The following is an 18,024-nucleotide window of genomic DNA, read 5'->3' on the forward strand; positions in this document are numbered from 1 at the left end:
CATTCGCTCCCTCCTTCGGTGTGACCAACTTATTCAAGCGCGTTCCATGTGGTCACATTTACCCTTGCCGTACGTCGCTTTTTTGGTGCACCAGGCGCACTCCTTTAGCTCGTTCCCACGCGTTCACGGCAATGTAGTGCACCCAGTGCACCACTTTCGCTCGTTCCCACGCGTTTCCGCCAATGTGGTGCACCCAGTACACCACTTTAGCTCGTTCCCACGCGTTCACGGCAATGTGGTGCATCCAGTGCACCACTTTTGCTCGTTCGCACGCGTTTCCGCCAATGTGGTGCATCCAGTGCACCACTTTCGCTTGTTCCCCCGCGTTTCCGCCAATGTGGTTCACCCAGCGCACTCCAAGCCGAAAAAAAAGGCCGCCCGCCCGATCGCCAACCGACCGGGTGAACAGCCCCTTCGCCGCGGATATCCGCTTATTCGGACACTCCTCGCGCCAAATGCCTTTCTCGCGTGTATCCGCCTTATTTTCCTCTTAGCGCATGATCTTGCAGATGTTGTTCGTGAACTCGACCGGATCCTGGATCGGAAGGCCTTCGATCAGCAGCGCCTGGTTGTACAGCAGGCTCGTGTACAGGCTCAGCTTCTCCTTGTCGTTCGCGAAAGCGTCTTTCAGCGACTGGTACACCTCGTGATTCACGTTGATCTCCAGCACCTTGTCCGCTTGGATGTCTTGGCCGCTCGGCATCGCCTTGAGCACCTTCTCCATCTCGATCGACACGTCGCCTTCGGCCGACAGGCAAACCGGATGGCTCTTCAGGCGCTTGGACGCCTTGACCTTCTTCACCTTGCCGGCAAGCAGGCTGCCCATCGACTCGAACAGATCCTTGTTCTCGCTCTCTTCGGCTTCCGAAGCCTTCTCTTCCTCGCTAGGCTCGATGCCCAGATCGCCGCTGGAGACGGAACGGAATTCCTTCTCCTTGTAGCTCTGGATCATCTTGATCGCGAACTCGTCCACGTCGTCGGTGAAGTACAGGATTTCGTAGCCCTTGTCCGCGACCACTTCGGTCTGCGGCAGCTTCTCGATCCGCTCGATCGACTCTCCGGACGCGTAGTAGATGTACTTCTGGTCTTCCGGCATGCGGGAGACGTACTCTTCCAGGCTGACGTTCTTCTTCTCCTTGGAGGAGTAGAACAGCAGCAGGTCCTGCAGAGTGTCCTTGTGCATTCCGTAGTCGTTGTAGACGCCGAACTTCAGCGTACGGCCGAACGACTTGTAGAATTTCTCGTACTTCTCACGGTCGTTCTTCAGCAAGCTCTGCAGCTCGCTCTTGATCCGCTTCTCCAGGTGCTTCGCGATCGCCGTCAGCTGACGGTCCTGCTGCAGCATCTCGCGGGAGATGTTAAGCGACAGGTTCTCGGAATCGACCATGCCCTTCACGAAGCTGAAGTAGTCCGGCAGCAGGTCGGCGCACTTGTTCATGATCAGGACGCCGTTGGAATACAGCTCCAGGCCCTTCTCGTATTCCTTCGTGTAGTAATCGAACGGAGTGCTCTCCGGGATGTACAGGATGGCGTTGTAGACGACCGCTCCGTCGGCGCTGATGTGAATGTGCTTCACCGGCTTGTCGAAGCCGTAGCGCTTCTCCATGTAGAAGTTGTCGTAGTCCTCGTCCTTCAGCTCGCTCTTGTTCTTGCGCCAGATCGGGATCATGCTGTTGACGGTTTGCTCTTCCTTGTACGTCTCGAACTCGCCCTCTTCGCCTTCCTTCGGACGGCTGGACGTCATCTCCATCTTGATCGGATAACGGATGAAGTCGGAGTACTTCTTGACGATTGCGCGCAGGCGGTATTCCTCAAGATACTCGTCGTAGTTGTCGTCTTCGGTATTGTCCTTGATCTTGAGGTAAATGTCGGTGCCGACCGTTTCCTTCTCCGCCGGAGTAATCGTGTAGCCGTCCGCTCCGGTGGATTCCCACTTGAACGCCTGGTCGCTGCCGAGCGAGCGGCTGACGACGGTGACCGTATCCGCTACCATGAACGCGGAGTAGAAGCCGACGCCGAACTGGCCGATGATGTTGTGGCCGTCCTTCGCTTCGTTCTCGTTCTTGAACGCGAGCGAGCCGCTCTTCGCGATGACGCCGAGGTGGCTTTCGAGTTCCTCCGCGGTCATGCCGATGCCCGTGTCGGAGATCGTCAGCGTGCGCGACGCCTTGTCCGGGGTCACCTTGATATAGTAATTATCCTTGTCGAAGACGAGGCTGTCGTCGGTCAAGGCGCGGTAATAGATTTTGTCGATCGCGTCGCTGGCGTTGGAGATCAATTCCCGGAGGAAAATCTCCTTCTGCGTATAGATGGAGTTGATCATCATTTCCAGCAGGCGCTTGGATTCTGCTTTGAACTGCTTCTTGGCCATGAGGGATTCGGGCTCCTTTCGTTCATGAGAGATAGGGGTTGTTCGTTATAGACATTATTTTAGCACTCAATCAGCTTGAGTGCTAATCTTTTTCCTATATACCATATCTCAAAAAGCGCTGTCAATATGGGACTATTCGTCTCCGCGCGGCTAAATGACGGTCCTGATAAGCCCATTATCGCGAATGCCCAGTAGGCGGTAAGCATTCCCGACCATATCCTTGTCGTTGCCGTAAAGATGGATCGATCTGCCGGGATGGTTGCTTGCGGACGAAACGTAATTCATCTGGTGAACCATATATTCGGAGTTGCACAGGACAACAACCTGCTTGATGTTCTCCGTTAATTTATTTTGGAACCGGACGGCCTTTTCTACGATTTCTTGCGAGAACACCGCGGGCTCGCTATCGGAGGCCTTCATGGCCCGGTAGTCGTAGAAGAGACGCAATTCCCGATCGCCAAGCTGAGCGCTAATGGTCCGCCAGGTTCTGATCATGTGCTCGGTATCTTCTTCATTAAGCAACCCGCCTATCCGAAAGGACAAGATTCGATTGCTCTCGTCGAGATGGTGCTTAAACCGTTCCGAGAGAGGCACGGCAAAGTCCTGCTGCTGATAGGCCGGCTTGTCCGATAAACGCTCCTCCGAGAAGAGATAAGCCAGAGACACATGGAAGGCCGAGGCAATCTTCTCCATGCTCGAAAGACTGATATTGCGCTGACCCCGCTCTACGCTGCTTATATAGGTACGATCAAGGCCCGCCCTGCTCGCCAATTCTTCCTGCGACATGCCCGATCGCGCTCTTAATTGCTTGCAACGAAGGCCGAATTCCATCTGAATATCCATCAAGAAACCACCTCCTACCAATAAATCGACAGCAGCGGCCGAAAAGTTAACCCATTTTATCCCATGGTTTCGATTCCGTTCGTCATTGATACTCATAGTCCATCGACTCCGAATGAACAATGGTGGTTTAATTGTGCAGAGTAACGGCAATCGACAAAATGTTAAGGAGTCCACAAAATGATTGTATTTCCCCGCACGACGAAAAGATCGATTCTCGCTCTGTTTTTGGTTTTGCTGTTATTGCTGAATAGCGTCGCGTTCTTGATTCCGTCCGTTTCCGCGGTAGCCAAGATCAGCTATGCGGCATCCGCCAAAGCGACGGCATCCAGCGTCGAAGCCGGCTCCGAAGCTACGATTCTGGTCAGCGTAACCCCTTCGGAAACGACCGACGTATTGATCGATGTCGAGTTCTTTGATTCAGACGTAAAAAACGTAGGCAAAGTTTACATTGACAAAGTTCATTTGGAAGCAGGCGTAGAAAAGACGACCGCGCTCGTTTGGAAAGTACCTGCGAACTTGCCGGAAGGGAAGTATACGGTCAGCTTCGGCATTTTCGGAGCGGGCTGGGGCAGTCCGAGCAAATGGTACCCCGGAGCGGCAGCGATACACGTAACTGGAGGCGTGCCTTCCGTCGATTATGCGACCGCTGCGACGGTTACTCCGGACCCTGTCCTCAGGGGGAATCGGGTCGCCATCGACGCTTCCGTAACGGCAAGCGTGTACACGGAAGCCCTGGTAGAAGTAAGCGTCGTTCAACCCGACGGGGAGAAGGCGCTAAGCCAATCCTGGGTCGAGACGCTTACGGCCGGCCAGAAGAAGGATTTCCGGCTCGATTGGACCGTTCCGGCAACGGCCCCGTTAGGGAATTACAAAGTGGCCGTCGGATTGTACAGCCCGGATCGAACGGTAACGTATAAGGAAAACGCGGAAGCGGCGCCGTTTCAGGTAGCCTCCGAATCGCAGCCCGTTCCCGCAACGCCGGCCGATGTAAAGGCGGTGCCTTCGACCGATTCCGTCACGGTAACTTGGAAGGCGGCGGAGCAAGCGACAAGCTACGACGTGGAAGTCGACGGAACGCCGGTCGGCATTCCTACAGGCGCGTTGTCTTATACCCATAGCGGTTTGAAGCCGGATTCCGAGCATACGTACAGAGTAAGAGCGAAGAACGGCAGCATGGCCGGTCCATGGAGCGCAGCCGTAACCGTCAAGCTCCCTCCTGCCGTCCCGGAATCGCAGGACATCAAAATCCTTACGACTACGGGGAACAAGCAAAGCACTTCCTCCATCACTCCGAAGTTCAAAATGACCAATTTAGGCAAGACGGCTATTCCTCTGAAGGATACGAAGCTCCGCTACTACTTCACGGCGGATTTCGCAAAGGACGAAGAAAAACCGTTCGAGATCGGATTTTACGGCATGGTCAAATGGAGAAACCTCTCCGCGGACGATGTCGTGACCAATATCGTCAAAATGCCGATTCCGGCCGCGGACGCGACTCATTACCTTGAGGTCGGATTTACCGAGGGAGCGGGCGTCGTGCAGCCGGGAGAGACTCTCACCTTCAACGGTCGGATGAACAAGAGCGACTGGTCCAGCTTCGATCAAACCAACGATTACTCGTTCTTGAACACCTCCGCGGAAGTGGAGAGCCCTAAGACACTCGTTTATCAGGACGGAGAACTGCTATGGGGGACGGAGCCTTCCTTGCTTGACATCCCCCCGTTCCCCGCGACCGTAGAGTCGACTTCAACGGATACTTCCATCACGTTAACATGGGATGCCGTTGCCGAAGCGACGGGATATGAAGTTCGCGCCGACGGCGTCTTGACGACGGTTGCAGGGAATACGTTCGTCCATGACTTCTTAAAGCCGGGTACGCTGCATACCTACAATATCAGGACCGTCAATGGGGGCAAGACCAGTCTATGGAGCTCCGCCTTCACGGCCAAGACGACAGGCGAGCAGATCTTGCCCGCGCCAGCCGGAGTTCGCGCGGCGAAGAATGAAACTTCCATCCAAATAACTTGGAAGGCTCTGCAAGAGCTGGTTACGGGCTATGAGATCGAAGTCGACGGCGACGTTCTGTCGACGGGAAAGACCTTGTCGTATACGCATGAAGGGTTGGCTCCCGCAACGCTGCATACGTATCGGGTTCGAGCAAGAGACGGGGAAACCGCCGGTCCGTGGAGCGATCCGATTAAAGTCAATACGCTCCGGACGGTGACGGGTACCTTCGATGTCCAATTCAACGTCGATCCGACGGCGGACAGAACGCCGATCAGCCCCTATATTTACGGTGCGAATGAAGACTTGACGGGAACGGAGAATTTGACGGCCCGGAGAGCGGGCGGCAATCGCTTCTCTACCTACAACTGGGAGAACAACGCGTCGAACTCCGGCAGCGACTCCGGACATGTGAGCGACTCCTTTATTCCTTGGTACTATGGCGGAATTCCGGTGTCGGACAGCGCCAAGTGGGAAGTCCCGGGCAGCGCGGCAGTCGGTTTTCATCAGCAATCGTTGGAGAAAGGCGCTTATACTCTCTGGTCGCTGCCGACCGCGGGGTATGCGGCCAAGACGAAGGGGATTAAGATAACGGATGCGGACAAGGCTCCGTCTTCCAGCTGGGTCGAAGTCCAAGCCGCTAAAGGCGCGCCGTTCAGCTTGACGCCCGATTTGAACGACAATGCGGCGTATAACGATGAATTCGTAAATTTCTTGGTCAACAAGTTCGGGCCGGCCTCTTCCGCGACGGGAATCAAGGGCTATTCCATCGATAACGAGCCGGGATTGTGGAACAAGACCCACAAATACATGCATCCGGAAATGACGAAGGGCGCCGAGGTTCTTAGCAAATCGATCGATCTCGCGAAGGCGGTCAAGAACGTCGATCCGAGCGCTGAGCTGTTCGGGCCTGTGTCCTACGGCTTTAGCGATATGTATATGGTCGATAATAAAGCGGAATGGGAGCAGATCAAAGGAAAATACGGCTGGTATTTGGACTACTATCTGGATAACATGGCGAGAGAGTCCAGAATAGAAGGCAAGCGACTGCTGGACGTTCTGGATGTCCATTGGTACTCGGAGGAGATGGGCGGCGGCACTCGAATCACGAGCACGAATTTAGCCGCGCATAATCTGGAAACGCATAAGGTTCGCGTGCAAGCGCCGAGATCCCTATGGGATCCGAGTTACTTGGAGGATACGTGGATCGGTGATTGGTACAGCGAATTCCTTCCCTTGCTCCCGGCCATGAAGAACTCCGTGAATAAATACAATCCGGGCACGAAGATCGCGATAACCGAATACGACTTCGGTGGCAATCACCATGTATCCGGAGGAATCGCGCAGGCCGATACGCTTGGCATTTTCGGCAAGCAGGGACTTTACTTGGCCACCTATTGGAATATGGCGGGAACGGCGAATTTATCCAAGATCCCGTATCTTTCTTCCGGTTTCAAGATCTACAACAACTATGATGGAATGAATTCGAAGTACGGGGATACGAATGTTAGAGCGGAAACCAACGATATCGAAAATAGTTCCATCTACAGCTCCACGTTCAAGGATAACGACGGCAACCTGCACATGATCGTCATTAACAAGAACTTCGATTACTCCATGAACGCCGATTTTACCATCGGAGGAACAAAGCAGTACACATCGGCAAAAGTGTGGGCGTTTGACGAGAATAGCCCGCAAATCACGGAAAGAGACGGCTTATCGAACATTAACGGCAACAAGTTTACGTTAACCATTCCGAAATTGACGGTGGCTCATATCGTTCTATCGTAACCGCAAAACGGCCTCGGTCCTGAATTCTCGGACCGAGGCCGTTTTCTCGCTTCTCATACCGCTTTGGAATTTCGGGAGCTCGGAAGCCCCGAGGTCCGTCCGTCATGCTTCACCAACGACAGGAAGAGCAACGCGAGCAGCATTCCGCCGGCCGCGCAAACGAACAAGGAGCCGTACCCGAAGCCGTCGATGACCAGCCCGAGCAGCGGAGGCGAGGAGATCGCCGCCAGCGAGGAAGCCAGATAGTAGATTCCCGTCCGGGTGCCGATGCTTCTCTCCTCCCCGGTAGAAACGATAAACGGATAAGAGTTGATGTTGATGCAAGCCCAGAAAATACCGCCCAGGGCAAGCAGGATCCGCAGCAGCAGCAGCGACTCCACGAGAGGAACGACGGCGAAGACGAGAAACAGCCCGCATACCCCGACCATAATCGTTCTTTTTTTGCCGTAGCGATTGCCCAGCCAACCGCTTGGTATGGCGAATAGGACAAAAAACAGGGAGAAGAACGTCAGGGAGAACGCCGCGGCGCTCTCGGACAAGCCCAGATGATGCTCTCCGTACAAGGTGAACAGCGCTTCGACCCCTTGGTACGAGACGAACCAGAAGAAAATCGCTCCCAGCAGCATGACGGTCGTCCGGTCCAGCTCGCCTCTCCAGCGGATCTTAACCTTTTCTTCGGCGATCGGGACGACGCTGTCGCGACGCTCGTTAACCGTTCGGTAAAGAATCGCCATACAGATAACCGTTATGCACGCGGCCGCGATAAAAGGATACGATTTATCCGCATCGTACAGGATGGAGCCGACCCCGTAGGCGAGAATGCCCGCGATGCCTCCCATGAAGTTGATGATCCCGTTGGCTTTCGTTCTCTGCGCTTCCGGAGTCAGGTCGGGCATCAGGGCAATCGTCGGCGAACGGTATATGCTCATGGCCAGATTCATCAGCACCATGAACAGAACTAACGTTACGAAGCTCGTATGCAGGGGAATCAGGATCACGAACACGGCGGCTAGCGGCATCCCGAAGAGAAGATACGGCATTCTTCTGCCGAACCTGGTGTCGGTTTTGTCGCTGCGGCTTCCTATCCAAGGCTGCAGGAACAGCGCGAAGTAATTGTCGATCGTCATCATGAATCCGATCAGGGCCGTGCTCGAAAGGTAATTGTCCAGGAAGAAGGGCACAAAGCCGTTGTACAGCGCCCAAGTGATGCTGATGCTGAAGAATCCGAAGCCGAGCAGCCAGGTCCTCTTCATTAAGCGTCCTCCTCGGCCTCTCTAAGAATCGATGCCAAGCGGTCCGGGTAGTCCGTAATGATGCCCGCCACACCCGCTTCAACCAATCTCCGCATGGTTACGGAGTCGTTGACCGTAAACGGATGATAAACGATGCCTTTGGCGGCGGCTTGCTCCACCCATTCCGGCAGCACCGCGTAGAAGTATGCGTGAAGCGCATCCGCTTTGATTCCGGCCGCATACTCCCAGGGCTCGTACAAGCCTTCCATATACAGAATTCCCGTACGGATCTCCGGGGCCAGCAGCTTGCATTTGACAAGGGAATAGTGGTTGAAGCTGGAGATCACCGCCTGGTCCGAGAGCCCGAACCGGCGAATCTCCGCGATCACGGCTTCCTCGAGGCCGGGGTAGAGAACGACGCCGTTCTTCAGCTCGATATTGACCAACGTTTGCGTTCCGCTAACGAGCTCCAGCAGCTCCGCCAGCGTCGGAATCCTCTCTCCATGGAACTCCGGACCGAACCAGGAGCCGGCATCCATCTGCTTGATCTCTTCCAGGGTCGCGTCTTTAACCAGCTTGGGAGAGCCCGTCGTGCGCTGAAGCTGTTCGTCGTGAATCAGAACGAGCTGCCCGTCCTTCGTCATCTGCACGTCCGTCTCGATTCCCGTCGCTCCCAGCTCGATTGCTTTTACGAACGCCGCCATCGTATTCTCCGGACAATAAGCCGAAGCTCCGCGATGCGCGAAATTGATCACGTCTGCCACTCATCCATTCCCCCAACCGAACGTTTTAATAGGTTAATCATCAGAATTATACAGGATACTAACGTAAAGATAACCCGATTTGTGTTAAAAAGGAAGCGTTGTCATAGACAGTTTAGTTGCCTTGTCCCCATTGCCCGACTGTAACGGAACTGAGAGCCCTTATTAGGTACCAAAAACCGGTTTTGAAGTTTTAACGGAACTGAGAGCCTCTATTTTGAAGAAATCTTATTTAAAAGGACATCCCGGCGAAAATAAAGGCTCTGGCTTCCGTTAGATTTGAAAAGAGGCGATTTAAGCGAAAATAACGGCTCTCAGTTCCGTTAGGGATAAGAAACGATCGGTGCTCCATGCAAAAAAACTGCCCTTATGCTGCTTTCGCAATCCGGGCAGGTCTTTTCTTCGTTTAGGCGACTCTTTATTGGACGGCTGCCTTATCCGCTATCGCCTGGGCTTCCTCATAGTCCGTTGCCGGCGCCGCAATGGTCAATCCTTTTGCCGACTTGCTGCTTCCCTCCACCGGCTCGAATACCGAAATCCGGAGCCGATCGAAGCCGCCCTCCTTCCAGATCGAACCGAACGTCCTCAGGATCGGCCGGCCATTCGAGACCGTGTCATAGACAAGATAGCCTTCTCCATTGTTGATATCTTTGTCGAAGGTAACTTGGGAGAGATCGTAGGAGTCCGTGTAATCGTACCCCTCAACCGTAATTTTGCCGCGGAAGTACTCTTCCCGGAACAACGGCTTATAAAGGGTTCCTTGAATGGTAACGGCCGTCTTGCCGGCGGATGCGGCATCGCCGTCGCGGAATTCGATCGCTTCGTAGCTGGCGTCGATCGTCTTCGGAAATTTGTAGGACCAGCCAAAGGCCAACGCTGCGCAAATGATCGCGAATGCGACGATAAGGATCGTTCTCGTCTTTCTGCTCATCCTGAACTCCTTCGCCCGGCGAATTTTCTCTTACTTCGCCTATCGTTGCTTCCATCTTATCATTATGTCGGTCAAAAGTCGCGTTAACGGGGGGAGGCGGGGAGCGAGTCTTATTCGGAAAAAGCTCAAAAAAACCCACTATCCCATTCTCTCAGAGTCTGAGTGGCGGGGATAGTGGGTTTGCCTTATCCCCTCCTGTCAGAAGTCTGAGCCTTGGGGATAGTGGGTTTTCCTGAACCGAAGGGATAGTGGGTTTTCTGCCCAAGACGGATAGCAAAGCTTCTTCACGGAATGCCCTATTCAACACATGACAATAATCAGAAAGCCAAGGGTCAAACCAAGCCGGAGGCGCCATACCGACGCTCCTCGCCCAACCAGGCTCCCTGCTCTAGAAGGCGTTGCTGGAGCGATTCTATCGGCACGCCGCGGGACGAACATGCATCTCCCAAGCTTAAGGCGATGGCGGCCGCGGTGCCGGCCGCCTGGCCCATCGCGAAGCAGTTCGGCATCACGCGAAGGGAGCCTTGGACGATCCGGTCGGAGGAAGCCGCGCGCCCCGGCACCCACAGATTATCGATTCCCAGCGGAAGCAAAACCCGATAAGGTACGCCATGGGATTGTCCCGGAGGGAGATGATTGATCGTCATGCCGCCCTTGCTGCTCGCCATATGGATGTCGATGTAGTAGGCATTGCGCGCGATGTCGTCGGGGAACGAACGGGCCGCGACGAAATCATCCGCCGTCAGCACGTAATCCCCCCGAATTCGGCGGGTTTCCCGTATGCCGAGCTGTTCGCCGCTCGCGACCAGATGGGCCTGTTCGAAGCCAGGAACGTACCGGCGGAAAAACCGGACCTGCCGATCGGCCAACCTCCGTCCTTCCACGGCTCCCCGCGTCAGGTCCTCCGCCCTCGTGCCGTCCACTCCGAAGACGTGGCCGAAGTTGACGCCGACCAGATAATCGCTCACCCAGGCCAAGCCGGAGACGCACTTGCGCCCTTCCGGCAGCGCCCCCTCGGCTATCGCGCGTTCGACCGTCTTATGAAGCTGTCCCGTGTCTCCCGTCTCCGCCAAGAATCGGTTGAACGCCTGCCGGTCTACATTGGCGAGCAGATAGCACATGCTTCCCGGCTGCAGTTCGCCCTGCTCTCCGCCCTTCTGGAACGGAACTCCGGCCAGAGCCGCCAGATCGGCGTCCCCCGTCGCGTCGATCAGGCAACGGCACCGGACGAACGACCTTCCCGACTTATTGACGATGACGATCCCTTCGACTCTTCTCTTATCCTCCGAAAGAACGACATCATAGACGAAGGTATGGAAAAGAAGCCGGGCTCCGCTCTCGATGGCCGCTTCGTCATAGACGCGCTTCAAGACCTCCGGATCGATCGGCACCCAATCCAGCGCGTTCTCGTATTCCTTCCGGTAATCCTCGCGGCACTCCCGCTTCATTCGCTCCATGAGCTCCAGGCCGATCCCGCGAACGATCGGTTTCTCCTTGTCGGTGAACGGACAGAATGCCGGGACCAGCGATACCGTCCCCATCCCGCCGAGGTATCCGCGCTGCTCGATCAACAGCGTCTTCGCTCCGTTCGCTGCCGCGGCGATCGCCGCCGCGGTTCCCGCCGCTCCTCCTCCCGCAACGACTACATCCGCCTCGTGAGAGACGGGGATGATCGCCTCCGGGAGTCGTATCTGCTTCCTTGCTCCGCTATCCTTCATGCTGGATTCTCCTCCGTTCAAGTAAGCAGGGCTGCCTCTCCGCTTCAAGCGGCGGAAGCAACCCTCGTCCCGTTGCAGGTTCTTTCTACAGCTTCATCAGCCGCAAGTTGTCGAACGCCAAGGTGTAGGAATTGCTGCCCGGGTCCTTGCCGGCGATCTGGAACTTGAATGCTTTGTTGCCCGCCGACCCGAACGTTATCGTTCCAAGGCTGACGATCTCGTAGCCCTGAACGGGACTATACAGGTCGATAGGATAGCTCTGCGGCGTCCCGTCGACGTATAGCTGGGCGGTTCCTCGGTCCGGATGCTTCTTCACCCTCGCGCTTAGCGAGTAGGTACCGGGAGCCGGCACGCTCACCGCGTACTGCACCCAATCGCCGACCGCGTTGAAGCCGCTGTAGTTCAGCGATCCGCCGCTCGCCGCGGAATCGGCCGAATTGGCGGAGGAGTCTCCGGACGAGACGGTCGTCGTTAAACTTTCCGCCTCTAGCGAAGTCGGCTGCCTCGTGAGCGTAATGAGGTCGGTCGCCAGCGTATACTGGCTGCTGGCCGCGTTCTTGCCGGTCGATTGGAAGCGGAATGCCTTGCTTCCGGAAGATGCGACCGTGACGTTGCCGAGATCGACGGTGACGAACGCGGGCGAGCTCTGGTATTGATCGACCGGAGAGCCCACGGCGACGCCGTCCACGTATAGCTGCGCGATGCCGCGGTCCGGGTGCTTCTTCACTCGTACCTTCACGTTGTAGGTGCCGGGCTCCGGCACGTTCACCGCGTATTGCACCCACCCGCCGACGCCACCCGGGTTCCCGTAGGCGAGAGAGCCGCCGCTCGCCGAACCGTCGGCGCCGACCGCCGTCGAGCCGCCGCTCGATACCGTGGCGGTAAGCGATTCCGCTTCGTAGCGGGCCGGCTCGACCGCCAGCGGAGGAAGCGCCAGATCCGGGGACCGGTACGTGAGCCGGATCGAGTCGGTCGCCAGCGTGTACTGGCCGCTGGCCGCGTTCTTGCCCGTCAGCTCGAACCGGAACGCCTTGTCTCCGGCCGACGAGAACGTCTTATCGCCGAGATTCACTTCCACGAAGCTTTGCGTACTCGCGTATTGGTCGACGGGAGCCCCTTGGGCGACGCCGTCGATGTACAATTGCCCGATGCCGCGGTCCGGATGCTTCTTCACCCGGACCTTCACGTTATAGGTGCCCGAGCTCGGGACGTTAACCGTATACTGCGCCCATCCCCCGACGGCGTTGCCGTTGGCGTAGCTCAGGGCGCCGCCGCTCGCGAGCGAGTCGGTCCCGTTCGCGTTCGTGCCGCCGGCCGACATCGTGATCGGCAACGTCTCCGCCTCGTGCTTGAAGCCCGACTCGTACATGACGCTGCCGGTTCCGCCGGAACCGATCGCCACTTCCCGGATAACCGTCTTGTTCGCCGAGCGGTCATAGAGAATGACCTTGCCCGTCGTTCCCGAAGCTCCCGTCGCGGTCACCGTAAGGGTCGACTCTCCGGCGCTCGTCGTATACGAAGCGATCTTTTCGTCCGCGTACAATACTTGCAGATCGGCCGTTGCGTTATCCTTCTGGAAGTAGAACGCCTTGCCCCTCGACGTGTTCTCTCCGAGATTGACCGTAAAGCCCGGCGCCTTGAGCTGCGCTCCCGTAAACCTGCCTTTGAACTTATAATTTATCGTGCCGTTGTCGTCCATCGAGACGTCCTCCACGAGATACGTCTTCGAGCTGTCCAGCCAGCGCAGGTTCAGCGTGACGTCATTGACGGCGGTATCCATGCCCGCGGCGGTGACGATAAGCAGAGCCTTGCTCTTATCGTCCGGCGCGTACATCCAGGCGTACGGACCGGTCGTGTCGTAGTTCGGACCCGCGTACAGAGGCCGGACGATTCCGTCCGTAAGCTCCTTGATCCGAGGGCTCTTCCTCCAGTCGTTGAATTTCTTCAGCGTCGCGATGCCGGCGGCGCTCCAGGTAGCCGGGTCTTTGGCGTACTTGATCGCCCTGGCGAGCATGTGCGAATAATAATCTTCCGTCTTGCCCGACACGAGCCCGCCGTAATAGACGGAGCTCATCGGGAGATAGCCGAAGTGGTTCATGCCGATGAGAATTTCTTTGTCCACGTTGCCCTTCGACGAGACGAAGCCGTTATCCCCGATGTGCAGAAGACCGATATTGCGATCCCCTTGGGTCGGATAAATGTCGACCTCGCTCGTCACCTTCATCAGGAAGTCCGGGTTGCGGGAGACGACGTCGTTCATGTAATTCCGAACGAGGACGTTCTTGCGGTACACGCTGTCGCTTACGTGCGAGGTCGCCGTGTCCGCCGCGTTCGGCCAATACTCGGTCAGGTCGATCATCTGGTGGGACAAATTGTAGTTCGGGATCATGAAGTCCTCGACCTGGCCGCGCTTGAACTCGATGTTCGCCGGATCGGCCAGATCGCGTCCCGCGTTATGGTTGTCGCCGGTCATGCTGAACCACAGGCCGAACTTCATCCCGTTAGCGACAATGGTATCCGTCAAGCTCTGCAGGTCGTTCGTGAACGAGCTGACCGGAGTCGTCGAGTCCCGCGTCACGTTCCATAAATCGTCCGGCATGATCATGTCCATGCCCGCCTGCACGGCCTTCGGAATGACCGTGTTGCGATAGTACGATTCGGTGCGGTTATTCAGCCACTCCCAATCGTTGACGATGAAGACGGACGACGTATCGTGATACTTGAAGCGCTTGCGGAAATGCTCCTCCATCGCCATCCGCCCGTCCAGGCTATCCCCGACGAAGGCGGTCATGTCGACCGCGATATACTCGAACTCTTCCCCCGGAAACAGGACAAGCTGCAGGGAACCGGGATTCGTCGACACCTTCACGCCGTCGATGCCACTCCAGGCGTTGATCGCGGCGAACGGCAGCCGGTCCGGAGCGTCCTGCGTCTTCCAGTTCATCTCCGGCTGGACGATCCAGCCGTCTCCCGTGTCGTACCGGGTAATGGCGTTCCTGCCCGTATTCGGCGCCAGCGCGCCGGTCGTGCTGCTCCAGGTCATGTTCGGCACGTAATGGATCGTATGGGCGTCGTTCGGAAAATTAAGCGCGATAATGTCCGAGGCGCCGATCGTCTTCTCCGAGCTGTCGTTGTTCTGAATCGTATTGTAGTAGCGCAAACCCGCCTTGTCGTTGTACAGCTCGAACTTTAGCCGAACGGTCACGTTATGCGGCGTTGTTCTCGTAATCGGAATGACCAGCTCCTTGCCCCAATTGGCGCCGAACTTGTCGATATCCGTTATCGCATCCGTTCCCAGCGTCCAACCGCCGTCGTTGGAATAAAGATCGCTTCCCTCGTAATCGTAGTAGAACAGATGCTTGCTGCCGCCGCCGGTCAAATACTCGCGTCCCGCGGCCTTGTTGTAGAAGCTGGTCATCTCGATGCTGCCGCCGGAGAAAACGACGACCACCCGAAGAACGTCGTTCTCCAGCGTCCACGTATTGCCGTTTTTCGTGATGCCCGCTCCTGCCGCGGACGCTTCCTGCGGCTGCGTATCCTTCGCGAACGGAATTCCGGTAAAGAGCAATCCCGCGATCAACGTCAAGCATAATGCCATTCTCAAGCCCATTTTCAACATCATGATGCCCCCTTTTGCCCATAGGAAAGTAACATGACTTCACCAGCCATGCTCGCGAAACGCTATCGTAAAGGTAAGGCTGATCACCCGCAAACCGCCGACAACCGGTCTTCTCCGCCATCCGCGGCTTGCGGGCACCGAAAGCTAAGCTCCTTCTTTGCTTACTTGCCGAGCGAGTTCATGAAGTCCACGTATTCCTTCTCCGCGTCCGCGGTTGCCGGGTACCATTCCTTCTCGAGGAATTCCTTGAACTTCGCTTCGTCGATGGCTCCCGTGATGTAGGCGATCTCCTTCTCGTCCTTCTTCTTGACCAGGTCCGGAATGCTGGAATTCAGGTTAAGGATCTTCGGCGAGCGCACGGCCGGCACGTTGACGGCGGTCATCTGCTTCAGGGCTTCGTCCAGCTGCGCCTGATAGACGGCCAGTCTCTCCGGCGTATCTCCGTTGACGATAGAAGCGCCGTCTCCGTTAATCGCGTTAGCCGGAGTCAGATAGGTGCTGGAGATCGTCTTCAGCTTATTCGCCTGTTCTTCGGTTCTCGTGATCAGCTTGGTCGACGGGTCGTAGCTATCGTACGTCAAGCCTTGGATGCCGATCTGGAACAGGGCGTTGGCTTCCGCCGTGTTGCCCCAATCGAGGAACGCGAGAATGTCGTCTACCTTCTTGGAGTCCTTCGGAATCATCCAGCCTCCCCACATGGCCGGCGTGATCCAATCGTACGCGACGCCTTGATCGTTCTTCAGGACGGCGTGGTAGCTGAAGATCTTCTCCGAATCCGGCAGCTTGGAGATGTTGCCGAGCACCGCCGTCTGATGGCCGTAGATGATTCCGACCTTGAATTGGTTCAATTTCTCTTGGTCGACGTAGATCTTGTTGATCAGGAACTCCGGATCGATCAGCTTCTCTTCGTTCAGCTGTCTCAGGTAAGTCAGGTAAGGCAGATAGCCGGACATCTTCTCGCGAATTTTATAATTCCCGTCCGTATCCTTCACGCCGTCCACGACCGGCAGGTTGAAGGCGGAGGTCAGGAAGTTCGTCGCGTTCCAGATCGTGTTGCGGCCGAGGTCCGGACCCGCCAAGGACAGGCCGTAGGTGTCGTCCTTGCCGTTGCCGTCGGGGTCGTTCTTGGCGAAGGCGCGCACGACCTCGGTGAATTCGTCCAGCGTCGTCGGCGCCTTGAGCTGAAGCTTGTCGAGCCATTGCTGGTTGATGACGTAGCCCCAATGGTTGACGACGTTCGGCCTCGGGATGATATAGGTTTTGCCGTCGTTTACCGACTTCACGGCATCCCACATTTCTTTGGTAATGTTATTCATGAGATTCGGATAATTCGCGATCTTGTCGTCCAGAGGCTCGAGCAGCCCGTTCTGCGCCCACTTCTCCATGTTCGCGTCCGCCCCGTTGCCCGCGGTTCCCCAGTTGTAGATCAGGTCCGGCAAGTCTCCCGACGCCATCACGACCTGAAGCTTGTCGACGTAGTTGTTGATTGGAGGCGCTTCCACTTCCAACTTCACGTTGGCCAGCTTGCCCGCTTCCTCGATCACCGGATTGCCGTCGATGACGACGTCCGCGTTCACCCGGTTGAACATCTTGATCTTCACCGGCTCTTTGGTCTCTTGGGATGCCGATGCCGAGGAGGCAGAGGTAGTAGCCGGAGCCTTGGATTCGTTGCCGCCGGCGCCGCTCTCTTCGCCATTATTATTGGAGGAGCAAGCGGCCAGCGCGGTGGTCAGCAGAACGACGGACGTCAGAACGCCGACTCGATTCGGATTGATTTTCCCCATGTGCGTATCCCCTTTAATATGTTTATATTAAAACTGCTTTGCGCAGCCTTAACCGGAATCGGAAGGGCAAGCCGGGCTTACCCTTTGATGGAACCGATCAGCATGCCTTTCATGAAGTACTTCTGCATAAACGGGAAGATTAATAGAATCGGAAGCGTGGAGAAAATGATGATGGCCATCTTGATCGTAAATTCGGTGACTCCCGAGTTGGCGGCGTCCATGACGTCCCGCGCCACCCCTCCGCCGTCGACGACCAAATCTCTCACGATGAGCATAAGAGGCCATAGATCTCGTTTGGACGTGTAGATGATCGCGTTGAAGAACGTGTTCCACTGGGTGACCGCATGGAAAATAACGAAGGTCGCGATCGCCGGCTTGGAGAGCGGAATGATGATTCTCGCGAGAATCGTCACTTCGTTCGCCCCGTCGATCTGGGCGGATTCCTCCAGGCTGGACGGAATGTTCTGAATGAAGCTTTTCATCAGGATCAGGTTGTAGGCTCCGAGCGCTCCCGGCAGAATCAAGCTCCACAGCGTGTTGTACAAGTCCAGCGACCGGATCAGGTAGAAGTTCGGGATCAAGCCGCCGTTAAAGAACATCGTGAAGGTGATCATCAGAAGGATGACGTTGCGGCCCTTCAGGTCCGGCTTGGAGAGCGGGTACGCGGTGATGAGCATCAGGAAGATGTTGAGCGCCACTCCGGCGACCGTGATGATGATCGTGTTGCGGTATCCCGTCCATAGAACGGGCATCTCGAAGATTTGCTTGTAAGCGCCGAACTCCAGCTTATAGGGAATCAGCTTAAGCGGATGCTGCAAGTATTCCGTGTACGAGGTAACCGAGAAAGCCGCCACGTAGAGGAACGGGAACAGGCAGACCAGCGCGAATATCGTAATGACCGTATAATTTAAGGAATCGAATAACTTGTCCTTGAAGGATCGAATCCCCATCGTTGCTCCTCCTCTCTAGG

Annotated in this window: 10 protein-coding genes; 1 reads left to right on the forward strand and 9 read right to left on the reverse strand. The window is 56.3% G+C overall.

All coding sequences use genetic code 11. The features are described 5' to 3' along the window. Positions 1-490: 490 nt before the first annotated feature. Positions 491-2,371 carry a molecular chaperone HtpG gene (gene htpG, locus H7B67_RS13975; protein WP_185120460.1) on the reverse strand — a complete coding sequence of 627 codons (1,881 nt, stop codon included), beginning with the start codon at positions 2,369-2,371 and terminating at the stop codon, positions 491-493. Between the two features lie 150 nt (positions 2,372-2,521). Next, on the reverse strand, positions 2,522-3,214 hold the full coding sequence (locus H7B67_RS13980) for a helix-turn-helix domain-containing protein (protein ID WP_185120461.1): 693 nt from the start codon (positions 3,212-3,214) through the stop codon (positions 2,522-2,524). A 177-nt stretch (positions 3,215-3,391) separates the two neighbouring features. On the opposite strand from H7B67_RS13980, the gene H7B67_RS13985 reads away from it, so the two are divergent. Continuing rightward, positions 3,392-7,009 (forward strand): glycoside hydrolase family 44 protein, encoded by a 3,618-nt coding sequence (locus H7B67_RS13985; protein ID WP_185120462.1) that lies wholly within the window; start codon positions 3,392-3,394, stop codon positions 7,007-7,009. 53 nt (positions 7,010-7,062) lie between these two features. Here H7B67_RS13985 and H7B67_RS13990 read toward each other — a convergent pair whose 3' ends face one another. The 7 genes from H7B67_RS13990 to H7B67_RS14020 all read right to left on the reverse strand — a co-directional run bounded on the left by H7B67_RS13990 (position 7,063) and on the right by H7B67_RS14020 (position 18,004). Further along, a complete protein-coding gene (locus H7B67_RS13990; protein ID WP_185120463.1) occupies positions 7,063-8,262 on the reverse strand; it encodes an SLC45 family MFS transporter in 1,200 nt (399 codons plus the stop codon). Continuing rightward, on the reverse strand, positions 8,262-9,005 hold the full coding sequence (locus H7B67_RS13995) for a glycerophosphodiester phosphodiesterase family protein (RefSeq protein ID WP_185120464.1): 744 nt from the start codon (positions 9,003-9,005) through the stop codon (positions 8,262-8,264). The genes H7B67_RS13990 and H7B67_RS13995 overlap by 1 nt, the downstream gene beginning before the upstream one ends. A 415-nt stretch (positions 9,006-9,420) precedes the next feature. Beyond that, positions 9,421-9,933, reverse strand: a complete 513-nt coding sequence (locus H7B67_RS14000; protein ID WP_185120465.1) for a hypothetical protein — start codon at positions 9,931-9,933, stop codon at positions 9,421-9,423. Positions 9,934-10,265: 332 nt separating this feature from the next. Next, on the reverse strand, positions 10,266-11,651 hold the full coding sequence (locus tag H7B67_RS14005; protein ID WP_185120466.1) for an FAD-dependent oxidoreductase: 1,386 nt from the start codon (positions 11,649-11,651) through the stop codon (positions 10,266-10,268). 85 nt (positions 11,652-11,736) lie between these two features. Next, positions 11,737-15,273, reverse strand: a complete 3,537-nt coding sequence (locus H7B67_RS14010; protein WP_185120467.1) for an alpha-galactosidase — start codon at positions 15,271-15,273, stop codon at positions 11,737-11,739. A 158-nt stretch (positions 15,274-15,431) separates the two neighbouring features. Next, complete coding sequence (locus H7B67_RS14015; protein ID WP_185120468.1) at positions 15,432-17,054, reverse strand: extracellular solute-binding protein; 1,623 nt, start codon at positions 17,052-17,054, stop codon at positions 15,432-15,434. A gap of 77 nt (positions 17,055-17,131) precedes the next feature. Next, entirely contained in the window at positions 17,132-18,004 is an 873-nt protein-coding gene (locus H7B67_RS14020; protein ID WP_185120469.1) for a carbohydrate ABC transporter permease, read from the reverse strand. Between the last annotated feature and the right edge of the window lie 20 nt (positions 18,005-18,024).

The sequence above is a fragment of the Cohnella thailandensis genome (genome assembly GCF_014212135.1).
GTDB lineage: Bacteria > Bacillota > Bacilli > Paenibacillales > Paenibacillaceae > Cohnella > Cohnella thailandensis.